This window comes from Bacillus cereus group sp. N12, from assembly GCF_016483575.1.
GTDB classification, from domain to species: Bacteria; Bacillota; Bacilli; order Bacillales; family Bacillaceae_G; genus Bacillus_A; species Bacillus_A toyonensis.
This window is the reverse complement of record NZ_JAEHBO010000026.1, coordinates 1-23,972: the sequence shown is the minus strand read 5'-3', so window position 1 is coordinate 23,972 and position 23,972 is coordinate 1. Positions and strand designations below refer to the sequence as shown.

Below are 23,972 nucleotides of genomic sequence, written 5' to 3'. Positions count from 1 at the left end.
ACATTAACTTAAAATAATCCATTTAAATAAAACAAAGAAACGCTACAACTAATTAATAAAATTACTACAATTCATTTTTGAAATAATACGTGAACTACACTATCATGCGGAAATGTTTTACATACGGGAGCTCAATAAAATTTATCTGAAGAATATTTCATGTGGTGTAACTATTTTGGGAACATCATCCACTTTACATTAGTTTTCTAAAGGATTCAAGTGAATTGTATAGATTTCATACACAATTCACAACCTAAAACGCTTTCATTCCTTTTAGTAAGTTCAACAAAAAAACGTAGCCACAAAGCTACGTTTTTCTTTCATCGTTTCGGTGTATTTTTATGGTTTTTCAAAAACGGAAGTGGGAATTGCTTACGGAAATGCTCTTTAATCATATACTCTACACCGTTCTCACTATTTGAACGTGTAATCCAATCTGCCGCTTGCTTTAACTCTACAGGCGCATTCCCCATCGCTACCCCAAGTCCAACGTTTTCAATGACCTCTAAATCTTCCATGCTATCCCCAATCGCAACCATTTCATTTAGCGAAATATTTAAATGCTCTCCAAGCAACTGTAATCCGCGTAACTTTGATACATTTTGTGGCAAAATTCCTATTCGTTTTGCGTCACATTCAACATACTCTATATCTTGGAATGCTTTTCTTAGCGTAGTTAGCCCTCTTTCCTTTTCACCATTACTATGGAAAACAACATCAATTTTTGGTGCCGCTACCGGATGATCACGAAGCGCATCGCCTAACGAATCTACAAATTGAACTGGATAAAATAACGGATCTGCGCTTGATAATACAGTACGCGCAATTAAGTTTGGTGTATTTCTCTCCCGGTTTCCGATTGAAAACCGCTCATGAGAAATGCGTACATTACAATCAAAGTGCTCTAACACTTGCACAATATTAAAAGTCTTCTCTTCGGATAACCTCTTTTGAACGTACGGTTTATCTAACGTTGCTGAAACGAAAGCACCGCCATGTGTCACTAATATAGAATCTAATTTTAACGCCTTTGCTACTTTATGAGCGGATTGAAAATTACGACTCGTAAATAATGTAACGTATACATCTTTTCTTTTCACAAATTCAATTGTTTCTCGTAATCCTTTTGCGATTTTTCCGTTATTGTATAGTAGTGTCCCATCTATATTAAGAGCTAGTAAGCGATAAATCATGTCGCACTCCCCCTCTTCGCTGTTGTACTCTATCCATAATTTATGAAATAAATGTAGCAAATAGAACGAGTTAGAATTACTACTGAAAATTTGGTTTACTATATACATATACACTCAGTAAAGGAGATAGTACAATGCAGGCACCACCTTCTTTTTACGAAGGCGACACGTTAGAAGTCGCAAAGAAATTACTCGGCCAAAAACTCGTTCATATTGTAGACGGAATAAAACGAAGCGGAATCATTGTAGAAGTAGAAGCATATAAAGGCCCAGATGATAAGGCCGCACATAGTTATGGCGGCAGACGGACAGATCGTACAGAAGTCATGTTTGGCGCACCGGGGCATGCTTACGTATATTTAATTTACGGTATGTATCATTGTTTTAACGTCATTACAGCGCCAGTTGGCACCCCGCAAGGCGTTCTCATTCGAGCCCTTGAGCCGGTAGATGGGATCGAAGAAATAAAACTAGCGCGCTACAACAAAACCGACATTACGAAAGCACAGTACAAAAATTTAACAAACGGTCCTGGCAAACTATGCCGTGCACTTGGAATCACTTTAGAAGAACGCGGCGTATCATTACAAAGTGATACGTTACATATTGAACTCGTTCCAGAAGAAGAACATATGTCATCACAATATAAAATAACAGCAGGACCTCGTATTAATATCGACTATGCAGAAGAAGCTGTGCATTATCCGTGGCGGTTTTATTATGAGGGGCATCGGTTTGTTTCAAAGAAATAAGCGATATCAACGATTTTTCAAATATATCTATCGTAACTTACAATATATCAACGATTTTTCGAATATATCTATCGTAACTTACAATATATCAACGGTTCGACAAGAAATATCGATTTATCGACAAATAATAACATTACGAATAAAAGAAGACTGTTCCAAAATGGAACAGTCTTTCCCTCTTACTCTGCACCTTCCGCAGTCGCAATATCATTTTCTAAGTTTTCTCTTGATAATTCAGCCGCCATAAAGTCAGCTGTTTCTGGAAGTGCTAAATGCATATGAGCTTTTTGACAAATTTGGATCGTACAGTTTTCAACAACATAGTCGAAAACATGTCCGCCCCCGCGAATTTCATCATCAATATAATGTAAGTGGAACCCAGCTACACCAATGCCTTGCGCGTAATCTGGTGTCCAAAATCCAGCTAGCGTACCTTCTGTATGTTTAAATGAAAAGATCGGCTGTGATTTCGTCACTTCAACGAGCGGTGTATACGGTTTTTCTTGTCTTGGAACAGTTCTCGTCCTTACTTCACGGAACGTACCGTCCATTCGAATACCGTAAAACAAGTTTTTACTTGGCATTAATTCATGTAATAACGCTTCAACTTCTTCACGATTCATCGGACGCTCTACCGTATAACTCATTTCTTTTTCAAAAAACGTTACAGTCGCAAATGGCGTTGTTTCTTCTGGCTCTACTTTTTCTGCTGAACCGTCTGAACGTAAATGATAAAATTCATTATCAAATGCAATCATTTCACCATCTAATTGATCAAATGTGCCGATGCCGAAATCACCATGTTTTTTCAAGTCTTCAAAGCTAATCACACCATCATATATACCATCTAATAGCGCAAGCATTGTAGATGTTTGATATACTTCATTACTCGTTTTCGTTTTTTTTGCATCAATATCAATTAATTGCGCAACAGTCATCTCAAATCTGCCTCCATTAATTTAATTGGTTTGGTAATAATTTTTCGCTTAATTTAATGTTGTCACGATAGTCAATTGGAATATCAATAATGACAGGACCATCTGCTGCTAATGCTTCTTTTAATACCCCTTCTAATTCATCAGGCGTGTTAACACGAAGACCTAACGCCCCGAAACTTTCTGCATATTTCACAAGATCAACATCGCCAAACTCTGTAGCTGATGTTCTACCGTATTTCATCATTTGTTGGAACGCAACCATATCATATGTACCGTCTCTCCAAACGAGATGTACAACCGGTGCATTTAAACGTACCGCTGTTTCTAACTCCATCGAAGAGAATAAGAAACCACCATCACCTGACACGGAAACAACTTTTTTTCCCGGTTCAACTAAAGTAGCCGCAATTGCCCAAGGTAGTGCAACACCTAACGTTTGCATACCGTTACTAAATAATAGTCTACGTGGTTCATAAGAACGGAAACATCTCGCCATCCAAATAGAATGGGAACCGATGTCACACGTAACCGTTGTATCGTCACTAATTAAAGAACGAAGTGTGCGAATGACTTGAAGCGGATGCGTAACACCTTCAGAAGCGCGGTTTGGAACTTCTGCTTGCTCTGATAACTTCGCGCGTAATCGTTCTAACACTGCTTCTGATTCCGTGCTTAATACAAGTTTCGGTAATTTTTCTGCAATGCTATTTACAGTTAAAGCGATATCGCCAATTAATTCACGCTCTGGTTGGTAATCATGATCGATATCTGCTTGATGGTCATCAAGATGAATGATCGTTCTGTCCCCCAGTTTATTCCAGAATTTCGGATCGTACTCAATTGGATCATAACCGATAGAAATAACAAGGTCTGCTTCTTCTAGTAAAATATCACCTGGTTGATTACGGAATAATCCAACGCGGCCAAAGAAATGATCTTCTAACTCACGTGAAATTGCTCCAGCTGCTTGATACGTTTCAACGACGGGAAGTTCTGTATCCGCAATTAATTTACGAACGGCTTTCGTCACTTCATTTGTGCTCGCTCTCATACCGAGTAAAATAACTGGTAATTTCGCTGATTTTATTTTTTCTACCACATATGTAACATCATATGTGGGAGCGATTCCAAGCTGTGGCTTAGAAAGCGCACCGATAGACTCTACATTCGTTTCCGCAGTCATAACATCTTGCGGAAGACTTACTAAAGTTGCTCCCGGATTTGTGGAGGTAGCACTTCGAAATGCATTTGATAGTGCTTCTGGTACGTTATCCGGATGCTCTACTTCTACGCTATATTTTGTGATTGGTTCGAATAGTGCAGCATTATCCATAGATTGATGCGTACGTTTTAATCGATCCGTACGTGGAACTGCACCAGCTAAAGCAACAACGGGATCACTCTCCGCATTCGCAGTAACAAGACCCGTCGCTAAATTTGATGTCCCTGGTCCTGAAGTTACAAGACACACACCCGGTTTCCCTGTTAATCTACCAATAGCAGCTGCCATAAATGCTGCGTTTTGTTCATGACGACAAACGATTAACTCTGGTCCTCTTTCTTGCAGTACATCAAATACAGAGTCAATCTTCGCTCCTGGAATACCGAAAACATGTGTAACACCTTGTTTAATTAAACAATCAACAACAAGATCTGCTCCTTTTGTTTTTGTCTTCACGTCGTTTGCTTTTACACCTGTACTCAAACTAATCATCCCTTTATTTCATAATGTGTGTAATAAAGATTTTAATTTCACCTAGTTAATTAACGTGGTGAAGTATCATTTATCATTATATTACAAATGCATTATTTTTCCAACAATATGAATTTGACAGTATTTTGACAACCCTTAAAGAATACGCTTACAATTAATTTGTTTTTTAAAATAACATTTACTTTTAAACTTAATTCCCTAAACAAAAAAGACGCCCCTATACTAGGAGCGTCTTCCACTATTACGCTTGTTGCGCGCTATATAATTCTTCAAGTGGCTTCATGATAATTTTGTTAACGTCGCCGATTACAACGTTTAGGCGTTGCTCAGTTTCCATTAATTTTGTAATTTTAGCATCTTGTTGAATGCGAGCTACAACTTCTTGTGCTTGTTGGTTGTCTTCTTCAGTAATTTCTTGGCCTTGCATCATTTTTTGTTGTAGGCTAAGTTGCATCGTACGGAACTCTTCAAATAAGTTCTTTGAAGCTGCATCTCCTTGTACTGCCGCATAGCTCTCTTTTAAAGTTTTGAAGTCTTCGTTTTCAGCGATTGCTTTTTGTAATTCATATGCTACATCATGAATGTTTTTTGTCATTTTATTTTTCCTCCTTTAGAAGGCTAGCGCTTTTCGCTCACACTGCCTTTTAAGTGCATTTACATACGCACCTCTTCTTACCATATCAAACTATGCAAGAGATGTGAAGAAATTTCACTCTTATTTCTATGTACTTATCTTTACTACCTAAGGAACAACAGTAACAACCCTTGCACGAGTCCAATCATTCCGCCTAATAAGGCACCTAAATACGTAATCATTTTCAGCTCATTTTTTGTAATGGACAGAACTAAATCTTCTAGTCTCTCTGTTGAAAACGTAGACACTTCTTGCTGGACAATTTCCGCAAGATGTAGATTATTTAGTATGGTCTCTACATTTTCTGTCCCCCACTTCAAGCCTTTCGTTACTGCACTTGGAACCACTTTTTCAATGATTGTTTCTCGAACTGGCGCACACACTTGCTGTACAGATTGGTTTAAAAACTTACTCACTGTTTCCTCAACTTTAACTGCAGACAATATGGAGCTTACAATCATTTCTTTTTCTACAAACGTTTCTAATTCTTTTACATCTCTTCCCTTTAACTTTTCCCACTCTTTTTGCAGTACATTAGTTAAAAGCTTTTCCGTACCATCTTGACCTAAAAATTTAATTACTTCTGGCTGCACACGATCCACTACACTTACATTCCCTAGAAACATCCCGACTAAGTTAAGTAATGTTCCACGAGAAGCAAAGAAATCATCAATCATTTTTGAAAGGCGCGCTTTCCCTTCTTCACTTTCAAAAAATTCAATTCCTCGCTCTAAAATAAAAGCCGAGACATTTGGAATTGCATCCTCTATTTTTTCATGTACAGAATGAGGTAAAGCTTGTTCCCATGTATATGTATAGTACTCCGCTAAAAATTCCTGAACTTTTTTTGTAATCACATGCTCGATTTTCCCGGTCGCCTCTTCTTCTACATGTGCTACATTCCATTTTTCTAACATATGTCGCAGTGATTGTTCATTCGTAATGACTTTATCCACTTCCACTTGCACCCAGCGAATTAAACTTTTTTGAAACTCTTCATTTGTTAGCTTTTTTCCGATTCCTTCTGGCGTTAACAAATGCTCGACTACCATTTTCCCTAATTGAACAGCAAGCTCATCACGTCGCTTCGGAATTAATCCAGGTGTAAATGGCAATTGAAACTTTCCAATATAAATAGGACGATGGGGACGAAATAACATTTTTATCGCTAAGTGGTTCGTATATCCTCCAATAATCGCTCCGAGCCCTGTCGTCGTTAACATATTCAACCATATATTCATTACAATCAACCTTTCGCTTCTCCAAAACTATAGCATATCATCATACGGACAAAAGTATAATGGTATAAAAAAGTATTTGCAATATATAGCTTCGCCTATTATGCCAACACTTTGTTAGTAAAGGAGTGATTTCGTTGGTTCTCGGTATTTTAACTTCCCGGCCTCATTATGAGCAAACGTATTACACCGAAATCGCCAAACGCGCTCGGCTTTATCATAATGTCGTTGCCCAGTTTACACCATTTTGTATTGATCCTAAAACAGACCTTGTTTCTGGTCTTATTTATGATACAGATACAGGAAAATGGAAAGAGCAAACATTCCCTATTCCTTCTTATATATACGATCGTTCTTCTTTTAACGAGGATACAGACTTTGAAAAAGCTAAATCAATTATTCATTCATTACACAACCGTGCTTCCACTACCTTTTTAAATAACACACTTATTGACTTAAGCGAACTACATGATTTATTTCTTACTAATAAAAAATTATCTCCTTATATACCAAAATTTGAAATAGCAACGATACAAAACATTTTCAAACTTTTATTAAAAACAAAAGATATTATTATACGTCCTACTCATACACATTCCAATGAAAGTCTGTACCGGATCGCTTATAAAAATAAAACGTTTCATATCGATACAATACATGACGCATATCATACTTCTACTCCAATCAAACGGACAGATGAGTTTATATCTTGGTACAAATCTAACATACAATCTGCACGTTATATCACCCATACGATGCTACAACCACCGAATCAACTAACGTATTCACTCCACATTCGAACCATTTTGCAAAAAAATAAAGAACAAAAATGGAACGTTATCGGTCAATTTATACAAAAAAGCTCATTTCCGAACCAATTTTTACTTTCCGTAACGGATGATTCCTCGCTGCATTCATTATCAAAAATTAAATATGTACTATCTAATACCGGTGTGCAACTATTACAAGACGCTTTACACGACATTATAAATGAAGTGTTTCAAACATTAGATCAATCTTATTCTTCTTTATTCGAACTAGAACTTTCCACAATTATGGATCAAAAAGGGGCGATTTGGCTTATGTATGTCAACACGATTCCCCCTTACGAACGTTACATTCATCATAATGATTCGTTAGCTGAAAAGATCTTTCACGGACCACTAAAATTTAGCCGCTTTACACCATAACGAAAGGAGGGAATCCCATTTTGAAAGAGCACATATATACATTAAACATTTCAGATGAGCATCCAAATAGTATTACTTTACCTTACATTTTTTCTATTACACCACCTATTACATCCCTTTCCTTCGGCAGACGCCATGTTGCAAGTGAAGAGGTAAAAATTCATTATTCCTTTACTCGTGAAATTATGATTGGAAAACGAATTGCAGAAAAACTTTTACTCCCTCATTCCACTACCATTCATGCCTTTACACAAGATGAAACAATTATTTTCGGACCATTAGTCGGTATTTTCACAACTGGTTTTAACGATGACTCACCTATTCCTTTAGGAAACCGTTCCACATCTCTCAGTGAGTTGCTAACACCACCATTTACATTACGACCGTTCGTATTCGTTTTTGGCGTTCAACATATAAACTGGGAAGAAGAAACGATTGATGGGTATTTCTTTCAAGAAGGAAAATGGCTAAAGAAAAAAGTTCCTTTGCCAAATGTCATTTACGATCGACTACCAAATCGTAAAGCAGAAAATTATAAACCAATCGTTAGAGCAAAAAGGAAATTAGAACATGACTATAACATTCCATGGTTTAACCCAGGATTTTTTAATAAATGGGACGTTCATCAACTTCTTATGAAGGACGATTCAATTGTGCCTTTATTACCAAACACAGAGACATTTCAGCACTTCGAACAAGTAGAACGGTTTCTTGGCACATATAAATCAATTTACATGAAACCGATACACGGTAGCTTCGGAAGAAATATTCATCAACTATTTTATTCTCAAACAGAGAATTGCTACTACTGTCGTTATCGCGAAAATGAAGAGAATAAACTAAGAAAGTATCAATCATTAGAAACACTTCTGAACCACGTATTAAAAGGACATGATTTAAAGAAGTTTATCGTACAGCAAGGTATTTCTTTACTTCGCTTCGACGGGCAACCTGTTGATTTTCGCATTCATACAAATAAAAACCATTTCGGTAATTGGGTCGTCAGTGCCATCGTCGCCAAAATTGCTGGCAAAGGTAGCTTAACTACACATGTAAATAGCGGTGGTGATACAAAATTACTACAAGAACTTTTTCCGGATTCAACGAAACAAGTTCAAATTGAAAATAAATTAAAACAAACAGCCTTGCAAATAAGTTACGCGCTCGATGGGCAAGTAACTGGGAACATTGGAGAAATCGGTTTTGATATTGGTTTAGACATGCAGGAAAATCCGTGGCTATTTGAAGCAAACTCAAAACCTGGGCGAACTGTATTCCAAGATGAAAAGTTAAAAGAACAAAGTGAACTGACGCGCCAATTATTTTACGAATATGCTATCTACTTAACTGAACATTCTTTGCGCGATGCAAAAGAAAAAATGTCCCAAATGAAATTAGGGACTTCATCAAACACCGAACACATCCCTTCTCCTATGATTCACTCACAAATACGAAAACAAAAACTTCCACCTCATTCATAAGGTGGAAGTTTTCTATTTACACAAGTTTTACTACAACCTCCGTTTCCACGTTACATACTCCGCAATAAAAAATATGATTGCAATATTCTTGTGAATGATTATGTGTTAATCCATCTACCTCACTTAATAATTCCTGATCCATATACGCACTATAATCGTCTATGTAATCAACAGTTTTCCCATAATCTTGGAGTATACCTTGGCAATTTTGACAAGAATATGTTTGTGATTCTAATGCGTTACAAAGCGGGCAAATCCCCATCATGATTCCTCCATACATTATCGTTTAAAATCATTTAAAGACTTTCTTTTTAGGTTGAAGAAAGCATCTAGCCATGAGTAGATACGGTCAGTTCCTTTCCTTTCCATGCCCCATCCTTAGTTAAACTAGAAATGAGAAGTTAATGCCTTTTAGTTTTTATATTACTAAGCTGCAATTGTAATGTATCTCACTTTCATAAACGATTAATAAAAAGCTAATTATTAGCCCTAACATAGCAGGATTCAAAGAGAACACCATATTTAATATCGCTCTTAGTTTAGCCTTCTTTCTTAAAAATACAACGATTACTCTTATTTCATAATTTACGAAATCACTACATTTTTTTGACAAAATTTACAAATTATTATTTTGTATATCTTTCTAGGTAACATCCATACTATGAGTACAAACTTAATTACCGATGGATTAGCGCCAAACGGGGCGATAATATCTGGTTCAAATCCAGCTAGTCCAACCAAAAAAATTTTTATAACTCTAAGGAGGATATATTCCTATGGCAAACCAAAATTCTTCAAATCAATTAGTAGTACCAGGAGCAACAGCTGCAATCGATCAAATGAAGTACGAAATCGCTCAAGAATTTGGTGTACAATTAGGAGCAGATTCTACGGCTCGTGCTAACGGTTCTGTTGGTGGAGAAATCACAAAACGTCTAGTTGCAATGGCTGAGCAAAGCCTTGGCGGATTCCAAAAATAAATATATATGGCAAAAAGGTCTCAAGGCATATGCCTTGAGACCTTTCTTAATTATTGAAGCATTTGTAAAAACTTCTTCGTTCGTTCTTCTTTTGGATTTGTAAATACATCTTCTGGTATACCTTGTTCGACAACGACACCGCCATCCATAAAAATAACGCGATTCGCAATTTGATGAGCAAAACGCATCTCATGCGTTACAATAACCATCGTCATGCCTTCTTTAGCAAGTTCTTTCATTACCTTTAGAACTTCTTGAACGAGTTCAGGATCAAGTGCTGACGTCGGTTCATCAAATAGTAACACTTCCGGCTCCATCGCAAGCGCGCGAGCAATTCCAACGCGCTGTTGTTGTCCCCCTGATAATTGGAACGGATATAAATCCACTTTATCTGCTAAACCAACTTTTTCAAGGAAGTAGTTTGCTTTTTTCTTCGCTTCTTCTTTCCCCATCTTTTTCACTGTAACGAGCCCTTCCATTACATTTTGAATGGCTGTTAAATGCGGGAATAAGTTATGATGTTGGAACACCATTCCTGTTTGTGTACGAAGATTTACAATATCTTTCTTGGATACTTTTTGAGCGAAATCAAGCTCTTTATTGCCGATACGAATGCTACCAGCGTTCGGTGTTTCTAGAACGTTTAGGCAACGTAGAAACGTCGTTTTACCAGATCCAGAAGGTCCGATAATAACAACAACTTCACCCTTCTCAACTGATAGATCTATATGCTTTAGTACGGTATTATCTCCGAAACTTTTTTGTAAGTGCTGAATTGAAATCATAAAAACAAAAACTCCTTTTGTAAAAGGATTATTTTAATGTGTAGCGTTCTGAACGCTTTTCTAACATCTGTTGTACGATTGATAATAAGAAACAAATAACCCAATAAATAAGACCTGCTTCAAAATAAACAATTAAAAACTCATAGTTCATTGCCGCAATTTCCTGCGCTTTTCGGAACATTTCTGTTACTAAAATTAACGATGCTAATGAAGTATCCTTCACTAAGCTAATAAATGTATTCGAAAGCGGCGGAATTGATACGCGCGTTGCTTGCGGTAAAATAACACGTTTTAATGCTTGTGGATATGTCATCCCAATTGTATAAGCTGCTTCCCACTGTCCTTTCGGAATTGAAAGGATAGAAGCACGAATAATTTCAGATGCATACGCACCAACATTTAATGAAAATCCAATAACTGCTGCTGTATACGGCTCAACTTCAATATTAAGAGTTGGAAGACCATAGAAAATAATAAATAACTGTACAAGAAGTGGCGTTCCGCGAATGATAGATACATAGATACGAGCAATCCATTGTAAAATACGACTACCTGAAATACGCGCGAGCGCTGTTAACGTCGCCAGTATAATTCCGATAATGAATGTAATAAGCGTTAATGGAATTGTCGTAAAGACAGCTTCCTTCAGCATAGGCATGAAGGAAGACTGCATAATATCTATCCAAGTAGACAATCGATCTGAAACCAATGCACTACTTAGATACATTTTCACCGAACCATTTTTTCGCTATTTTGTCGTACGTACCATCTTTTTTCATATCTTCTAACGCTTTATCAACTTCTTGTACAAGCTCATCGCTACCTTTACGGAATAAGAATCCACTTTGTGAAGCTTCTTTTTCTGTATCTACAATTTTAATTTTTGCATCTTTTTTCGTTTCTAAGTAGTTTAATACTGATAACTTATCATTAATTGTGAAATCAACACGGCCAGTGTTTAATAATTCTGCCGCTTGGCTAAAGCCTTCTACGTTAGTAATTTCCGCACCATTTTTCTTAGCAATATCTGCATAGTTACTTGTTAAAGATTGCGCTGCTTTTAACCCTTTTACATCAGCAAATGTAGCAGGTTTATCTTTATCTTTTGCAATAACTAATACTGCTGAAGATGAAACGTATGGTTTAGAGAAATCATATTTCTTTTGACGATCTTCACGAATACCAACTTCGTTCGCAACCATATCGAAACGCTTCGCATCTAAACCAGCAAGTAAGCTATCCCATTGTGTTTCTTTAAATACAGGTTTTACACCTAAACGTTTTGCAACTTCTTCTGCTAATTCAACGTCAAATCCAGTTAATTTATTGCTTGAATCGTGGAACGTAAATGGTGGGTATGTACCTTCTGTACCAATTACAAGTTCACCGCTTTGTTTAATCTTTTGTAATGCGTCTTGACTAGCTGTATCTTTTTTCTCTTCTTTACCGCAGCCGGCTACAATCCCGATCGCTAATGTAGTTACTGCAAGCACTGAAAATAATTTTTTCATGATGGTAATCCTCCAAGTATTCTGATAGGAATTTAAAAACTATATTGATTGTATGCAATCTTGAACAATTTTTCAATGAAAATGTTCTTATTTAGTTTATCCTTTTTCTTCATAATCAAACAAAATGGAAAAATAACGCTACATACAAAAAATAAGTAACATTTTTTAATATAGCATTAATTGTAGGAAAGGTAAAATAATACTTCTTATTATGTACCTTTATCGCCGACATTTTGCCAACAAAAAAGAACTTGCGACAATCGCAAGTTCTTCCCCGCATTAAGCGCTCTGGTTTCCTTCCATTTGCGTTTTGTACATATCGTAATAACGGCCACGCTTTTTCATTAATTCATCATGAGAGCCTTTTTCTAAGATTGTTCCTCTATCGAGTACAATAATTTGATCCGCACTTTTAATTGTTGAAAGACGGTGAGCAATAATAAACGTCGTTCTCCCTTTTTTCACAACTTCTAGCGCTTGTTGAATCATTGCCTCTGTCTCTGTATCAATACTAGATGTTGCTTCATCTAAAATTAAAATGGCTGGATCAAAAGCGAGTGCCCTAGCAAACGATATAAGCTGGCGTTCTCCGGTTGAAAGTGTACTTCCTTTCTCCGTAATTTCTTCGTTTATATTGTTCGCAAACCTTTCCGCACCCACATCACGTAATGCTTTTACGATGCGATCTTTTGAAATTTTTTCGTTCTCTAAGCTTACATTGGAAGCGACCGTCCCGCTAAATAAAAACGGATCTTGTAATACGATTCCCATATGCTCACGAGTTGCTTGTTTCGGCATTTCTTTTACATCGTGACCGTCAATCGTAAGCTTCCCTTTTTCAAACTCATAAAATTGAAAGAGTACATTCATAATGGAACTTTTTCCTGATCCAGTATGACCGACAAGTGCTACTGTCTCGCCTTGCTTCGCTTCAAAAGAAATATTTTTTAGCACTTCATCTTTTCCATTATAAGAAAACGAAACATTATCAAACTTCACATTTCCTTGCAAGCGAGGCATGCGCTCTTCTTCCACTGCCTCTCCCTTTTCCTCTAGCAATTCGAAGACACGCTCTGACGCAACGCGCGATTGTTCTAAGTTAGCAAGCTGATTTACCATATTTGTAATTGGTGAGAACAATCTCGTTAAATAATCGACAAACGCATACAGTATCCCTAGAGAAATGATGCCTGAAGCACTTAATGAAGCTCCCCCGAAATACCAAATCACACCTGTGAAAGCGATATTTCGTAATACAGACACTAAGTTATGCGAAGTTGCTGCATTTAAATTTAAAATTTTATTTTGATACTTAAAATAATCGCCATTTAATTCTTCAAACTCTTTTTTCGTTTCACGCTCTTGACGGAACGTTTGAATAATTGGCATCCCTTGAATCGATTCATTCACTGTACCGTTAATATCGGATAAACGTGAACGCATTTTATGATTGTATACAGATGCATACTTTCTATATAAAATCGCCCAAACAATTAAAATTGGGATAATTAATAAACAGAACGACGCAAGTTTCACATCGAGTAAAAATAGCGCTGCAAATATCCCGATAATATAAATGAAACTAGAGACGAATGTCGCAAGCACTGTTACGTATAAATCCCGAATCGCCTCTGTATCATTCGTTACACGCGAAACGATTTTCCCTGCTGGTAAATGATCAAAGTACCTGATCGGTAACGTTTGAATATGAGAGAAGACGTCTTCCCTCATAATTTGAATAATTTTGTTTGCTGCCTTCTGTAAGAAAAACTGCTTTCCATATGCAAATAATGACACAATTACTAATAGAGCAAAATAGCCTCCACCAAGTAACAGTAGGGGGTTTATTTCTGGCTTATAAAACGCAAACACTTCTTCCTTCGTTAATGCTTTCGCTTTATACACTTGCACCGCCTTACCATTTTGAATGGTAATCATATCCCCTTTCACAGAACGTGACCCTTCAATATTTACTTTATTTGGTACAAAGTAATATTGAAAACCGACTTGCATCACGCGTACTTCTTTTCCTTTTTTCTCACCTTGTGCAAAGCGATCACTTCGCATATAATAGGCGCCATTATATGCAACAGCATCTTCACTCTTTTCTGTCTCATACCAAGATTTTTCTATCGCGACGATATGATCGTCAATCATCGTTTTAGCGACGAACGGACCGGCAAGCTCAGCGATAACGAAAATAAATAACATCGCCATCGCTGCAAAAATCGTCCCTTTTACTTTCATCGCATATTGAAACAATCGTTTTGAAACACTCATATTTTCACCCCACTATCCGCACTCTCATTTTCACCTTGTTGTCTTTCAAACTGCTCAGCATACCAGCCTCCGTTTCGAAGTAACTGGTCATGCGTGCCTTCTTCCATAACTTCGCCGTCATCCATAACGAGAATCCAATCTGCATGTTGTACGGCAGATAAACGGTGCGTCGTAATAATCGTCGTCTTTCCGCTTCTTTCCGTTCTTATATTTTCAATGATCGCCGCTTCCGTACGAGCATCGACAGCTGATAACGAATCGTCCAAAATTAATATTTCTGGATTTTGAATAACCGCTCTCGCAATCGAAATCCTTTGCTTTTGCCCTCCTGATAACGAAACACCTTTCTCTCCAACGAGCGTTTCTAATCCTTCTGGTAAAAACTCTAAGTCTTTTGTAAACGCAGCAATTTCAATGGCTTTCTCGAGCTCTTCTTCAGTCGCTTCCCTGTTTCCGAATAAAATATTTTCCCTCGCTGTTTTTGAGAATAAAATGTGCTCCTGAGGTACATATCCAATCCACCCGAGTACATTATCACTCGTCATTTTATCTAATGTCACATCAGAAACTGCAATATCCCCTTCTCCAAGCGGATATTGACGAAGAAGCTGACGTACAAGCGTCGTTTTTCCGCTTCCTGTTTTTCCGACAACCCCTAGCGTTTCTCCTTGTTTTAATGTAAAAGAAACCTTTTTTAAATTTTCTTCAGATGATGAAGGATAGGAAAAAGAAACTTCATCAAACTGAATATAATCAGGCTCGTGTACAAGCTTTGGATTTTTCGGATTCTTTACATCTGGTTCATATGCTAACGTTTCATTCACACGATCTAACGAAGCATTTCCTCTTTGCATAACATTAATTAATTCGCCAATTGCAAACATCGGCCAAATCATCATCCCTAAATACACGTTAAAGGAAACGAGTTCGCCAAGTGTCACCTTTGATTGAAATACAAGGTATGCACCGTACACTAAACCAATTAAATAACTAAGACCGACAAGCATTTTCACAGTTGGTTGGAATAACGCATCGATTCTTGCTACCTTCATATTCTTTTCGTAGACGTCATCTCCTAAATGATGAAATCTTTCCTGATCTGCGTTCTCTTGTACGTATGCACGAATCACGCGCACGCCAGCAATTGATTCAAGTACTTTATCATTCATATCACCGAACGCATCTTGCGCAACTGTAAACCTTTCATGCAATTTCTTTCCATATATATTCATCGCATATGCCATAATTGGCAGCGGTATAAGGGCCGCTAATGTAAGCTCCCAACTTATTGTAAATCCCATCATAAAAACGATTGTAAGCATATATAAACTAGAATCTACAAGCGTTAATATACCAAAACCAGCTGTCATAGCGATTGCTTTTAAATCGTTTGTTGCTCTCGCCATTAAATCGCCAGTACGATTTTTTTGATAAAACGTCGGTGTCATCTTGAGTAAATGCCCCATAAATTTCGAGCGCATCGTCTTCTCAAGTACGAACGCACCTCCAAACAATTGATGCTGCCAAACAAAAGTAAGGCCATATCCAACTATCGTAACTCCTATTAAAATAAGAATAGACTCCATAATTGCTGCATTCGTTAACGTTCCTGTTTTTATGTTATCAATCGTAACCCCTAGTACTTTTGGGGGAATAACTTCAACTATATTTACAATTAAAAGCGCACCAATTGCGATACTATATCTCTTCCAATGCTCTTTAAAAAACCATCTTAACTTTAGTAATACTGAAAACAATGTAACCTCTCCCTTCTCATTTTCGTTTCACTCTCATTTCTTTATCCGCTATCCAAACCAATCACATTTACATTTCGTAACCCATACAATCTCATCACATTTTTCCACCTTCCAAATTTCAGTTTTATAGTAACCATACAAAGTATGGAAACAAGCAAATTGGACAAAAAAAAGCATACCGTCGCTTGACGATATGCACAAAAATGCATAAAAGCGTACGTTACGATATACGCAACGTACGCTTTTTATAAGACAAAAATGCCCTATATATCCGTACGGGTTGCGTAATGATATGAATGTTTTCCGTTATTTAACAGAGCTAAGCCCATTACATTTACGATTACAATCATTACGCACACCCCTTTCATTTATTTTCCATTTATAATCTTATAACTTCTTTGAGTATTCTGTCAATTATTTTTTTTGCAAATTGAAGAAAATAGATACCAATCACGATAAAATGAAGAGGATTTATGACGAGATAAAGCAGTTTGAAATAAGGGAATCTTCTGTAAGAAAGGGCATACAAAATAAAAAAAGAATAAGAAATCGTTTTCACAAACATTTCATTTGAAAAATATTATCAAACCCCCTACAATCACCTTATACTCACTCTTACAAGTTGCTATTTTAGGAGGACTAATCATGACAACTAGCAATACGTACAAATTTTATTTAAACGGAGAATGGAGAGAAAGCTCTTCAGGACAAACAATCGACATTCCATCTCCATACTTACACGAAGTAATTGGTCAAGTACAAGCAATTACTCGCGGAGAAGTAGATGAAGCAATTGCATCTGCAAAAGAAGCTCAAAAATCATGGGCTGAAGCTTCTCTACAAGATCGCGCAAAATATTTATATAAATGGGCTGATGAGCTCGTAAATATGCAAGATGAAATTGCCGATATTATTATGAAAGAAGTCGGTAAAGGATATAAAGATGCGAAGAAAGAAGTTGTTCGTACAGCTGATTTCATTCGTTACACAATTGAAGAAGCTCTACATATGCACGGAGAAAGCATGATGGGCGATAGCTTCCCTGGCGGAACAAAATCAAAACTTGCGATTATCCAACGTGCACCACTTGGTGTTGTATTAGCAATCGCACCGTTTAACTACCCAGTAAACTTATCTGCTGCAAAACTTGCACCAGCATTAATTATGGGTAACGCTGTTATTTTCAAACCAGCAACTCAAGGTGCAATTAGCGGTATTAAAATGGTTGAAGCACTTCATAAAGCTGGCCTTCCAAAAGGTCTTGTAAACGTAGCTACAGGACGCGGTTCTGTAATTGGTGACTACTTAGTAGAACACGAAGGTATCAATATGGTATCGTTCACAGGTGGTACAAACACAGGTAAACATTTAGCGAAAAAAGCTTCAATGATTCCACTTGTACTAGAACTTGGTGGGAAAGACCCTGGTATCGTTCGTGAAGATGCTGACTTACAAGATGCTGCAAACCATATCGTAAGCGGTGCATTCTCTTACTCTGGTCAACGTTGTACAGCTATTAAACGTGTACTTGTACACGAAAACGTAGCGGACGAGCTTGTTGAATTAGTAAAAGCGCAAGTAGCTAAACTATCAGTTGGATCTCCAGAACAAGACAGCACAATCGTTCCATTAATTGACGATAAATCTGCTGACTTCGTTCAAGGCTTAGTTGACGACGCTGTAGAAAAAGGTGCTACGATCGTTATCGGTAACAAACGTGAGCGTAACTTAATTTATCCAACATTAATCGATCACGTAACAGAAGAAATGAAAGTTGCTTGGGAAGAGCCATTCGGCCCAATCCTTCCAATCATCCGTGTTTCTTCAGATGAGCAAGCAATTGAAATTGCTAACAAATCAGAGTTCGGCTTACAAGCAAGTGTCTTCACAAAAGACATTAACAAAGCATTTGCAATTGCTAACAAAATCGAAACTGGTTCTGTTCAAATTAACGGACGCACAGAGCGCGGCCCTGACCACTTCCCATTCATCGGTGTAAAAGGTTCAGGTATGGGCGCACAAGGTATTCGTAAGAGCCTTGAGTCTATGACACGTGAAAAAGTAACTGTATTGAACTTAGTTTAATCTTATATAGAAGCTGATCTAGTTTTAGATCAGCTTCTTTTTATTTCACGAGTTGTTTTTCCATAGGTAAATTCACACATTCTACAGAAATTTCATATCCTAGCCAACGCTCAGCAATATGTTCAAATGATAAAACAGAGCCTGTTGTAAAAAATCGATGCTTCGGATTCAAATTGTCAGACAGGATTCCTTTGTGCTGTAAAATTGTGCTTAATTCTATCGCTGTTTCTTCTGCAGAACTAATAATCGTTACATCTTCTCCTAGTTCCTTTTTTATATAGGACTCTAAAAGTGGATAATGCGTACACCCAAGAATTAACGTATCTATATCTTCTTTCGTTAATGGCAGTAAAGCTTGTTTCACTTGCTGCGCTACATATGCGGTATCTTCTAATTGATTTTCTACAACTGTAGCTAAAGTCGGGCACGCGTGACTATGCACTTCCAAATATGTATCAAGCTCGTGTAATGCTTTTTCGTACATATTAGACTGTATCGTACCTACAGTTCCAATTACTCCGATTTCCCCTTTCTTTGTCACTTTAATTGCCGCTCTTGCTCCCGGATGTATAACGCCAATAACCGGAATAGACAGTGCTTCTTGCAGCGCAGTCAATGCAGCAGCTGCAGCAGTATTACATGCTACCACTAGCGCTTTTAACGGAAACTGTTTGAGGAACTCAACCAGTTCAAATACGAAAGATTGTACCTCTTCTACACTTCTTGGCCCATACGGACAACGCTCATTATCACCAATATAATAAATGCTCTCTTTAGGCAATTGTCTTATAATTTCACTCGCAACTGTTAATCCCCCAACTCCCGAATCTAGCACACCTATTACTGAATGTTTATGACATACAGACATATACTTCATCCCCTTCTCAATCTTCTAGCGTCAATAATATTTATTATATTATGAAAATTCAATATTACATAATAATCCCTTTCTCTTTTAATCACAAACTCTTCTCTATAATCTGATTATTATTATATCCATTGACGTATAAAAATACATTTGTTACTCTTAAATACGTTAATTTAATATTTAAATCCTCATTCGTATCTCGGTGAGGTAGAGGTTGCAGTCATTAAGAGTATCATTTCAGGAGATGTAGTGGCATTGATGAAGAAATGAGAAAGGAATGATTGCCGAAGTAAGTCGTGTCCACCATGCACACTTGCTGGGTCTGCATTTAATAAGTGCAGAACTGTCACAAACGTTTCGTTTGTGGAGAGCTATCGAGAGGTATGTCGTGGGTTTCTTATAAGATAGAAAGCATGTAGCGGCAAATTACGTGCTTTTTTTGTTTTGTTTGGGACTTCTCTTCTCTAATCGGAAGACATACATATCTCCTCGCTTGACTTGGTTATACTAACTTTGGAGGTATTTTCTATGCAACAAAAAAAATGGGGCTTTTGGGTACTAACAGCTTTCGTTGTCGGTAACATGGTTGGCGCTGGTATTTTCATGGTGCCAAGTACGTTGGCACAAACAGCAAGCCCACTCGGTGTCACTTTAGCTTGGTTAACAACAGGGTTTGGTGTTTTAATGCTAGCTCTTGTTTTTGGTAATTTAGCAATTCGTCGTCCTGATTTAACGACAGGACCACAAAGTCATGCATATGCTTTATTCTCAACACCAAAAAAGAAAAAAATGGCTGGTTTCAGTATGGTATGGGGATATTGGGTTGCAAACTGGGCAAGTAACGTTGCCATCATTACATCTTTCGCGGGATATTTATCACTCTTCTTCCCAATTATGAAAGATACACGACTACTATTTTCAATCGGTTCGTTTAACATAGAAGTCGGAAAACTAATTACATTTACGATTTGTTCCATCTTACTTTGGGGAACTCATATTATATTAACTAATGGTGTAAGCGGAGCTGGAAAGCTAAACTTCTTAGCAACAACAACGAAAGTAACTGGATTCCTTTTATTTATCGTCGTTACGTTATTTGCATTCGAAGCTTCTAAGTTTGGACAATGGTACACACCGATGATTGATAAATCAGGTGTATCACACGGCCTTCTTTCACAAGTAAATTTAGCTGCTCTTACAACGCTTTGGGCGTTTATCGGAATTGAATCAGCCGTTCTTTTATCAAACCGGGCTGTTTCTCCAAAAACGGTAAAACGGGCAACAGTTGCGGGATTACTTATTACAGTTGCAATTTACTTAGGAATTACAATTTTAACAATGGGTGTCCTTCACGTTGATACATTACAAGCTTCTGAACGTCCGTTAGCAGATGCACTAAATGCTGCAATGGGTCATGGTGGCGGGAAACTGATGGCATTGCTTGCTCTTACTTCCCTGTTCGGTTCTATCTTAGGCTGGATTTTATTAAGCTCAGAAGTACCGTATCAAGCAGCAAAAGAAGGTTTCTTCCCTTCCTTCTTCACAAAAACAAATAAAAAAGGAAGTCCAATTTACTCATTACGATTAACAAACATTATGTCGCAAGTGTTCTTATTCTCAACATTATCAGGAACCATTGCGGAAGCTTATACATTCGTTATTACCGTATCAACACTGGCCTATCTCATTCCATATCTCGTTTCACCGATCTTCCAGTTAAAACTAGTCGCAACTGGTGAAACGTATAAAAATGAAATGCGGGCAAGAATTACAGATGGCATAGTCGCCGTTATCGCACTTTGCTACGCACTATGGGTTATTAAAACGGGCGCATCCGATATAAAAACGTTCCTTCTCGGAATTGGTTTATTCGTAATCGGCTTTGCCTTCTATCCATTAATGAATCGTGATCAGAAAAAAAATAACGAAAAGAAAAACGGGCAAGTTGCATAACGCAATTTGCTCGTTTTTTCTTTTGTAAAACATATATAATAGAACAAAGAGGTGAAAAACATGTCAATTGAATCACTATGGAGCAGTCGCTTCCAACAACATATGCAAAATATCATTACATACTTTGCACGTATGATTAACGGTTTACTATATAGCTTTATCTTTATTTCATGCGTTGGCGCATATTATTATGCTCAGTTTCTAAAAGCATCTCCTTCTAAAGGAATATCTCTCATACTCATAACGACCGTTCTTACATTTATTATAATGAGATGTCCCATTCGCACCTTTATTCAAAAACCAGATGCCGTCTATTTACTTGCGTTAGAAGAGAAATTAACATCTTATTTTAAAAAATCTCTTCTATATAATTACATCATTCAACTTTTCCCATTATTATTTACGTTCCTTATTCTCGTACCGCTTGCTATGCAATCATTACAATTAACTGTACCGTTCTTATGTACAATCTTTATCGTTTTAATGATTACGAAAGCTTGGAACCTGTACATATATTGGATGTGGCGTGATAGCCATGAAAAAAACATATGGTTCATTATTCGTATTGCTTGTAACGCCCTAATCATTTACATGCTATTTTACTCGGCACATGTTCTCATATTAGGCGGATTGCTCTTACTACTTGCGTTCCTACTTCTATATACGAAAAAACAGCCTACAAAACGAATACCGTGGGATTACATAATCGAGCAAGAAGAAAAAATGGATGTTCGCTTTTATCAATTTGCTAGCATCTTTACTGATGTTCCGCAACTTAATAAGCAAGTAAACAAAAGAAAATGGCTTACAAATTGGATTGAACCTTTATTACATAAAAAACGAGCAACTTTCTTCTATTTACATACACTAGCATTTTTACGCGGGAATGATTATTTCGGTATATATATTCGCTTAGGGCTGATTGGTGCCTTCGCCTTATATTTTATACCAAACACATACGTAAAAGGCGCTATCGCATATATCGTCCTATATATGATTTCTATGCAGCTTCGTTCCCTCTGGAAATATTTTTCGGGAAATATTATTGTAGCATTGTATCCGATTGATACTGAAAAACGAATAAATCAATTTCTTCGCTTAATCTTTATATTACTAAGCATTCAACTCATTGTATTTTCGAGTGTTATACTCATTGCTACAGGTCAATTACTACATACCTTGATTATTATGATAATCGGGGTAATCTGGATTAAATTTATTATTGTACCAAAAACGAAGCAACGTGTTTCTTCGTTTTAACGAAAAGAATTATCTTAAAAGCCAAGGAGAAAATAAATTATCTCCTTGGCTTTTTTATTTTTCTTCCTCAAACAACCGATATTTTATGATTTTTACATACAAAAACGATAATACATGTTTACGTCCTAATAAAAAGGGTATTTATTAAATTAACAGGGCAAAGGAACTGGAGGGAATGAAAAAACATGAATTAAAGTTTCACTTTATAAAAGGCATTGCTCAAGGATGATTCTGGAACCGATACTATAATATAAGGAGCTGACTGCAATGAGTAAAAAAATTGCTATTTTAATAACGGATTATTTCGAGGATACAGAATACACAGAGCCAGTAGAAGCTTTTAAGCAAAAGGGATATGAATTAACAACTATTGAAATGGAAAAAGGTAAAACTGTACACGGTAAGCAAAGAAAAAGTGAAGTCGTAATTGATAAAAGTATTGATGATGTTTCTCCAGAGAACTTTGATGCCCTCTTCATACCGGGCGGATTTTCCCCAGATATACTTCGTGCCGATGAACGTTTTGTTCACTTTAGCAAAACATTTATGGATGCGGAAAAACCCGTTTTCGCTATTTGTCACGGACCTCAGCTACTCATCACTGCTCAAACACTTGAAGGACGCGATGTGACTGGATATAAATCCATTGAGGTCGATTTGAAAAATGCTGGCGGAAACTTTCATGATAAAGAAGTAGTCGTATGCCAAAATCAGCTAGTCACAAGTAGACAACCGGAAGATATCCCCGCTTTTATTGAAGAATCGTTGCGTATATTAGGATAGCTACTTTGGTTAACCTCTTTTATTTGTATGAAAAACAAAATGTAATCAGTGGGGGATTTTTTTTCATCCCCCACTGATTATTAGTTCACACTAATCGCGTGTTTATGGGCAACCCGACTCCCACAAATACACCTCTTATCTCACTCTAAAATTCCCAATCACTATTCATAGGCAGTTCTCATATAGTGAAAATGACTATATAATTCCTATCCATAAGTTAAATCATGATTTTACACATAAATAAATACAAAAGATGGGAGCCTAACTATGAACAATACTCCACCTTCAACGCCCCCAAATCCAACGGAAACGAATAATAATGAAGTGAGCTTACAAACGTTACGCGTCATTGGGCTTATTATACTGATTAGTGGCTACATATTAGTAGCACTTTCTGAAGTAGGAACGTTAAAAAATCTTTTACTACAGCCGAATACCACTCCAAATTTAGCTGAAGTTGATCCGTTTTAAAAATGGTATAAAAAGCGCTCCTCATTATAACTGGTTCGCTTTTTATATCGTTTCACTTTATCCGATCTGAGAAACCTTCCCTTCATCTTGATATTTCTC

The 23,972-nt window shown here is 37.0% G+C and carries 21 protein-coding genes and 1 riboswitch; of the genes, 9 read left to right on the top strand and 12 right to left on the bottom strand.

Features of this window, described 5'->3' with window-relative positions:
- Window positions 1-320: 320 nt before the first annotated feature.
- Complete coding sequence (locus JDS92_RS14210) at window positions 321-1,193, bottom strand: Cof-type HAD-IIB family hydrolase (protein ID WP_199632074.1); 873 nt, start codon at window positions 1,191-1,193, stop codon at window positions 321-323.
- Between the two features lie 134 nt (window positions 1,194-1,327).
- On the opposite strand from JDS92_RS14210, the gene JDS92_RS14205 reads away from it, so the two are divergent.
- Window positions 1,328-1,945: a DNA-3-methyladenine glycosylase gene (locus JDS92_RS14205; protein ID WP_001148788.1), complete on the top strand. Its 618-nt coding sequence runs from the start codon at window positions 1,328-1,330 to the stop codon at window positions 1,943-1,945.
- A 179-nt stretch (window positions 1,946-2,124) separates the two neighbouring features.
- On the opposite strand, the gene alsD is transcribed toward JDS92_RS14205, so the two are convergent.
- The 4 genes from alsD to JDS92_RS14185 all read right to left on the bottom strand — a co-directional run bounded on the left by alsD (window position 2,125) and on the right by JDS92_RS14185 (window position 6,481).
- On the bottom strand, window positions 2,125-2,883 hold the full coding sequence (gene alsD, locus JDS92_RS14200) for an alpha-acetolactate decarboxylase (protein WP_097957731.1): 759 nt from the start codon (window positions 2,881-2,883) through the stop codon (window positions 2,125-2,127).
- A 16-nt stretch (window positions 2,884-2,899) separates the two neighbouring features.
- Window positions 2,900-4,588, bottom strand: a complete 1,689-nt coding sequence (alsS, locus tag JDS92_RS14195) for an acetolactate synthase AlsS (RefSeq protein ID WP_199632073.1) — start codon at window positions 4,586-4,588, stop codon at window positions 2,900-2,902.
- A gap of 250 nt (window positions 4,589-4,838) precedes the next feature.
- Window positions 4,839-5,192, bottom strand: a complete 354-nt coding sequence (locus JDS92_RS14190) for a YlbF/YmcA family competence regulator (protein ID WP_000164615.1) — start codon at window positions 5,190-5,192, stop codon at window positions 4,839-4,841.
- Window positions 5,193-5,335: 143 nt separating this feature from the next.
- On the bottom strand, window positions 5,336-6,481 hold the full coding sequence (locus JDS92_RS14185; RefSeq protein ID WP_199632072.1) for a DUF445 domain-containing protein: 1,146 nt from the start codon (window positions 6,479-6,481) through the stop codon (window positions 5,336-5,338).
- 125 nt (window positions 6,482-6,606) lie between these two features.
- On the opposite strand from JDS92_RS14185, the gene JDS92_RS14180 reads away from it, so the two are divergent.
- Window positions 6,607-7,659, top strand: coding sequence for a YheC/YheD family endospore coat-associated protein (locus JDS92_RS14180; protein WP_199632071.1), 1,053 nt, complete (start codon window positions 6,607-6,609; stop codon window positions 7,657-7,659).
- A gap of 20 nt (window positions 7,660-7,679) precedes the next feature.
- Window positions 7,680-9,140 (top strand): YheC/YheD family endospore coat-associated protein, encoded by a 1,461-nt coding sequence (locus JDS92_RS14175; protein WP_098210394.1) that lies wholly within the window; start codon window positions 7,680-7,682, stop codon window positions 9,138-9,140.
- A gap of 16 nt (window positions 9,141-9,156) precedes the next feature.
- Here JDS92_RS14175 and JDS92_RS14170 read toward each other — a convergent pair whose 3' ends face one another.
- Window positions 9,157-9,402 (bottom strand): hypothetical protein, encoded by a 246-nt coding sequence (locus JDS92_RS14170; protein ID WP_000510465.1) that lies wholly within the window; start codon window positions 9,400-9,402, stop codon window positions 9,157-9,159.
- Window positions 9,403-9,916: 514 nt separating this feature from the next.
- Here JDS92_RS14170 and sasP point away from each other — a divergent pair.
- Entirely contained in the window at window positions 9,917-10,120 is a 204-nt protein-coding gene (gene sasP / locus JDS92_RS14165) for a small acid-soluble spore protein, SasP family (protein ID WP_000013339.1), read from the top strand.
- A 50-nt stretch (window positions 10,121-10,170) separates the two neighbouring features.
- Here sasP and JDS92_RS14160 read toward each other — a convergent pair whose 3' ends face one another.
- From JDS92_RS14160 to JDS92_RS14140, 5 genes are all read right to left on the bottom strand, one after another.
- Complete coding sequence (locus JDS92_RS14160; RefSeq protein WP_085450133.1) at window positions 10,171-10,905, bottom strand: amino acid ABC transporter ATP-binding protein; 735 nt, start codon at window positions 10,903-10,905, stop codon at window positions 10,171-10,173.
- A 28-nt stretch (window positions 10,906-10,933) separates the two neighbouring features.
- Complete coding sequence (locus tag JDS92_RS14155) at window positions 10,934-11,632, bottom strand: amino acid ABC transporter permease (protein ID WP_000281495.1); 699 nt, start codon at window positions 11,630-11,632, stop codon at window positions 10,934-10,936.
- The gene (locus JDS92_RS14150) at window positions 11,619-12,416 is read right to left on the bottom strand and encodes an amino acid ABC transporter substrate-binding protein (protein WP_199632070.1); all 798 of its coding nucleotides are present in this window, start codon (window positions 12,414-12,416) and stop codon (window positions 11,619-11,621) included. Before JDS92_RS14150 ends, JDS92_RS14155 begins: the two co-directional genes overlap by 14 nt.
- 279 nt (window positions 12,417-12,695) lie before the next feature.
- Complete coding sequence (locus JDS92_RS14145) at window positions 12,696-14,696, bottom strand: ABC transporter ATP-binding protein (RefSeq protein ID WP_097957725.1); 2,001 nt, start codon at window positions 14,694-14,696, stop codon at window positions 12,696-12,698.
- Window positions 14,693-16,453 (bottom strand): ABC transporter ATP-binding protein, encoded by a 1,761-nt coding sequence (locus JDS92_RS14140; protein WP_000493208.1) that lies wholly within the window; start codon window positions 16,451-16,453, stop codon window positions 14,693-14,695. The genes JDS92_RS14145 and JDS92_RS14140 overlap by 4 nt, the downstream gene beginning before the upstream one ends.
- Before the next feature lie 645 nt (window positions 16,454-17,098).
- Between JDS92_RS14140 and gapN the strand changes: the two genes are divergently transcribed.
- On the top strand, window positions 17,099-18,538 hold the full coding sequence (gene gapN, locus JDS92_RS14135) for an NADP-dependent glyceraldehyde-3-phosphate dehydrogenase (RefSeq protein ID WP_000213650.1): 1,440 nt from the start codon (window positions 17,099-17,101) through the stop codon (window positions 18,536-18,538).
- Window positions 18,539-18,578: 40 nt separating this feature from the next.
- Here gapN and racE read toward each other — a convergent pair whose 3' ends face one another.
- Window positions 18,579-19,406 carry a glutamate racemase gene (racE, locus tag JDS92_RS14130; protein ID WP_199632069.1) on the bottom strand — a complete coding sequence of 276 codons (828 nt, stop codon included), beginning with the start codon at window positions 19,404-19,406 and terminating at the stop codon, window positions 18,579-18,581.
- A gap of 200 nt (window positions 19,407-19,606) precedes the next feature.
- Window positions 19,607-19,788: riboswitch (Lysine riboswitch) on the top strand.
- Window positions 19,789-19,934: 146 nt separating this feature from the next.
- Here racE and JDS92_RS14125 point away from each other — a divergent pair.
- The 4 genes from JDS92_RS14125 (at window position 19,935) to JDS92_RS14110 (ending at window position 23,873) form a co-directional block, all read left to right on the top strand.
- Complete coding sequence (locus JDS92_RS14125; protein ID WP_001186296.1) at window positions 19,935-21,359, top strand: amino acid permease; 1,425 nt, start codon at window positions 19,935-19,937, stop codon at window positions 21,357-21,359.
- A 60-nt stretch (window positions 21,360-21,419) separates the two neighbouring features.
- Window positions 21,420-22,619, top strand: a complete 1,200-nt coding sequence (locus JDS92_RS14120) for an ABC transporter permease (RefSeq protein ID WP_199632068.1) — start codon at window positions 21,420-21,422, stop codon at window positions 22,617-22,619.
- A gap of 267 nt (window positions 22,620-22,886) precedes the next feature.
- A complete protein-coding gene (locus JDS92_RS14115) occupies window positions 22,887-23,402 on the top strand; it encodes a type 1 glutamine amidotransferase domain-containing protein (protein ID WP_000037539.1) in 516 nt (171 codons plus the stop codon).
- Window positions 23,403-23,669: 267 nt separating this feature from the next.
- The gene (locus JDS92_RS14110; RefSeq protein WP_199632067.1) at window positions 23,670-23,873 is read left to right on the top strand and encodes a hypothetical protein; all 204 of its coding nucleotides are present in this window, start codon (window positions 23,670-23,672) and stop codon (window positions 23,871-23,873) included.
- Window positions 23,874-23,972 lie beyond the last annotated feature (99 nt).

Excerpts from the sequence above, each read along its gene's own strand:
- JDS92_RS14170 (WP_000510465.1), bottom strand. The coding sequence starts at position 9,402 with ATGGGGATTTGCCCGCTTTGTAACGCATTAGAATCACAAACATATTCT.
- JDS92_RS14190 (WP_000164615.1), bottom strand. The coding sequence starts at position 5,192 with ATGACAAAAAACATTCATGATGTAGCATATGAATTACAAAAAGCAATC.
- JDS92_RS14210 (WP_199632074.1), bottom strand. The coding sequence starts at position 1,193 with ATGATTTATCGCTTACTAGCTCTTAATATAGATGGGACACTACTATAC.
- racE (WP_199632069.1), bottom strand. The coding sequence starts at position 19,406 with ATGTCTGTATGTCATAAACATTCAGTAATAGGTGTGCTAGATTCGGGA.
- JDS92_RS14150 (WP_199632070.1), bottom strand. The coding sequence starts at position 12,416 with ATGAAAAAATTATTTTCAGTGCTTGCAGTAACTACATTAGCGATCGGG.
- JDS92_RS14115 (WP_000037539.1), top strand. The coding sequence starts at position 22,887 with ATGAGTAAAAAAATTGCTATTTTAATAACGGATTATTTCGAGGATACA.
- JDS92_RS14110 (WP_199632067.1), top strand. The coding sequence starts at position 23,670 with ATGAACAATACTCCACCTTCAACGCCCCCAAATCCAACGGAAACGAAT.
- JDS92_RS14205 (WP_001148788.1), top strand. The coding sequence starts at position 1,328 with ATGCAGGCACCACCTTCTTTTTACGAAGGCGACACGTTAGAAGTCGCA.
- JDS92_RS14120 (WP_199632068.1), top strand. The coding sequence starts at position 21,420 with ATGTCAATTGAATCACTATGGAGCAGTCGCTTCCAACAACATATGCAA.
- JDS92_RS14160 (WP_085450133.1), bottom strand. The coding sequence starts at position 10,905 with ATGATTTCAATTCAGCACTTACAAAAAAGTTTCGGAGATAATACCGTA.
- sasP (WP_000013339.1), top strand. The coding sequence starts at position 9,917 with ATGGCAAACCAAAATTCTTCAAATCAATTAGTAGTACCAGGAGCAACA.
- alsD (WP_097957731.1), bottom strand. The coding sequence starts at position 2,883 with ATGACTGTTGCGCAATTAATTGATATTGATGCAAAAAAAACGAAAACG.
- JDS92_RS14125 (WP_001186296.1), top strand. The coding sequence starts at position 19,935 with ATGCAACAAAAAAAATGGGGCTTTTGGGTACTAACAGCTTTCGTTGTC.
- JDS92_RS14145 (WP_097957725.1), bottom strand. The coding sequence starts at position 14,696 with ATGAGTGTTTCAAAACGATTGTTTCAATATGCGATGAAAGTAAAAGGG.
- gapN (WP_000213650.1), top strand. The coding sequence starts at position 17,099 with ATGACAACTAGCAATACGTACAAATTTTATTTAAACGGAGAATGGAGA.
- JDS92_RS14155 (WP_000281495.1), bottom strand. The coding sequence starts at position 11,632 with ATGTATCTAAGTAGTGCATTGGTTTCAGATCGATTGTCTACTTGGATA.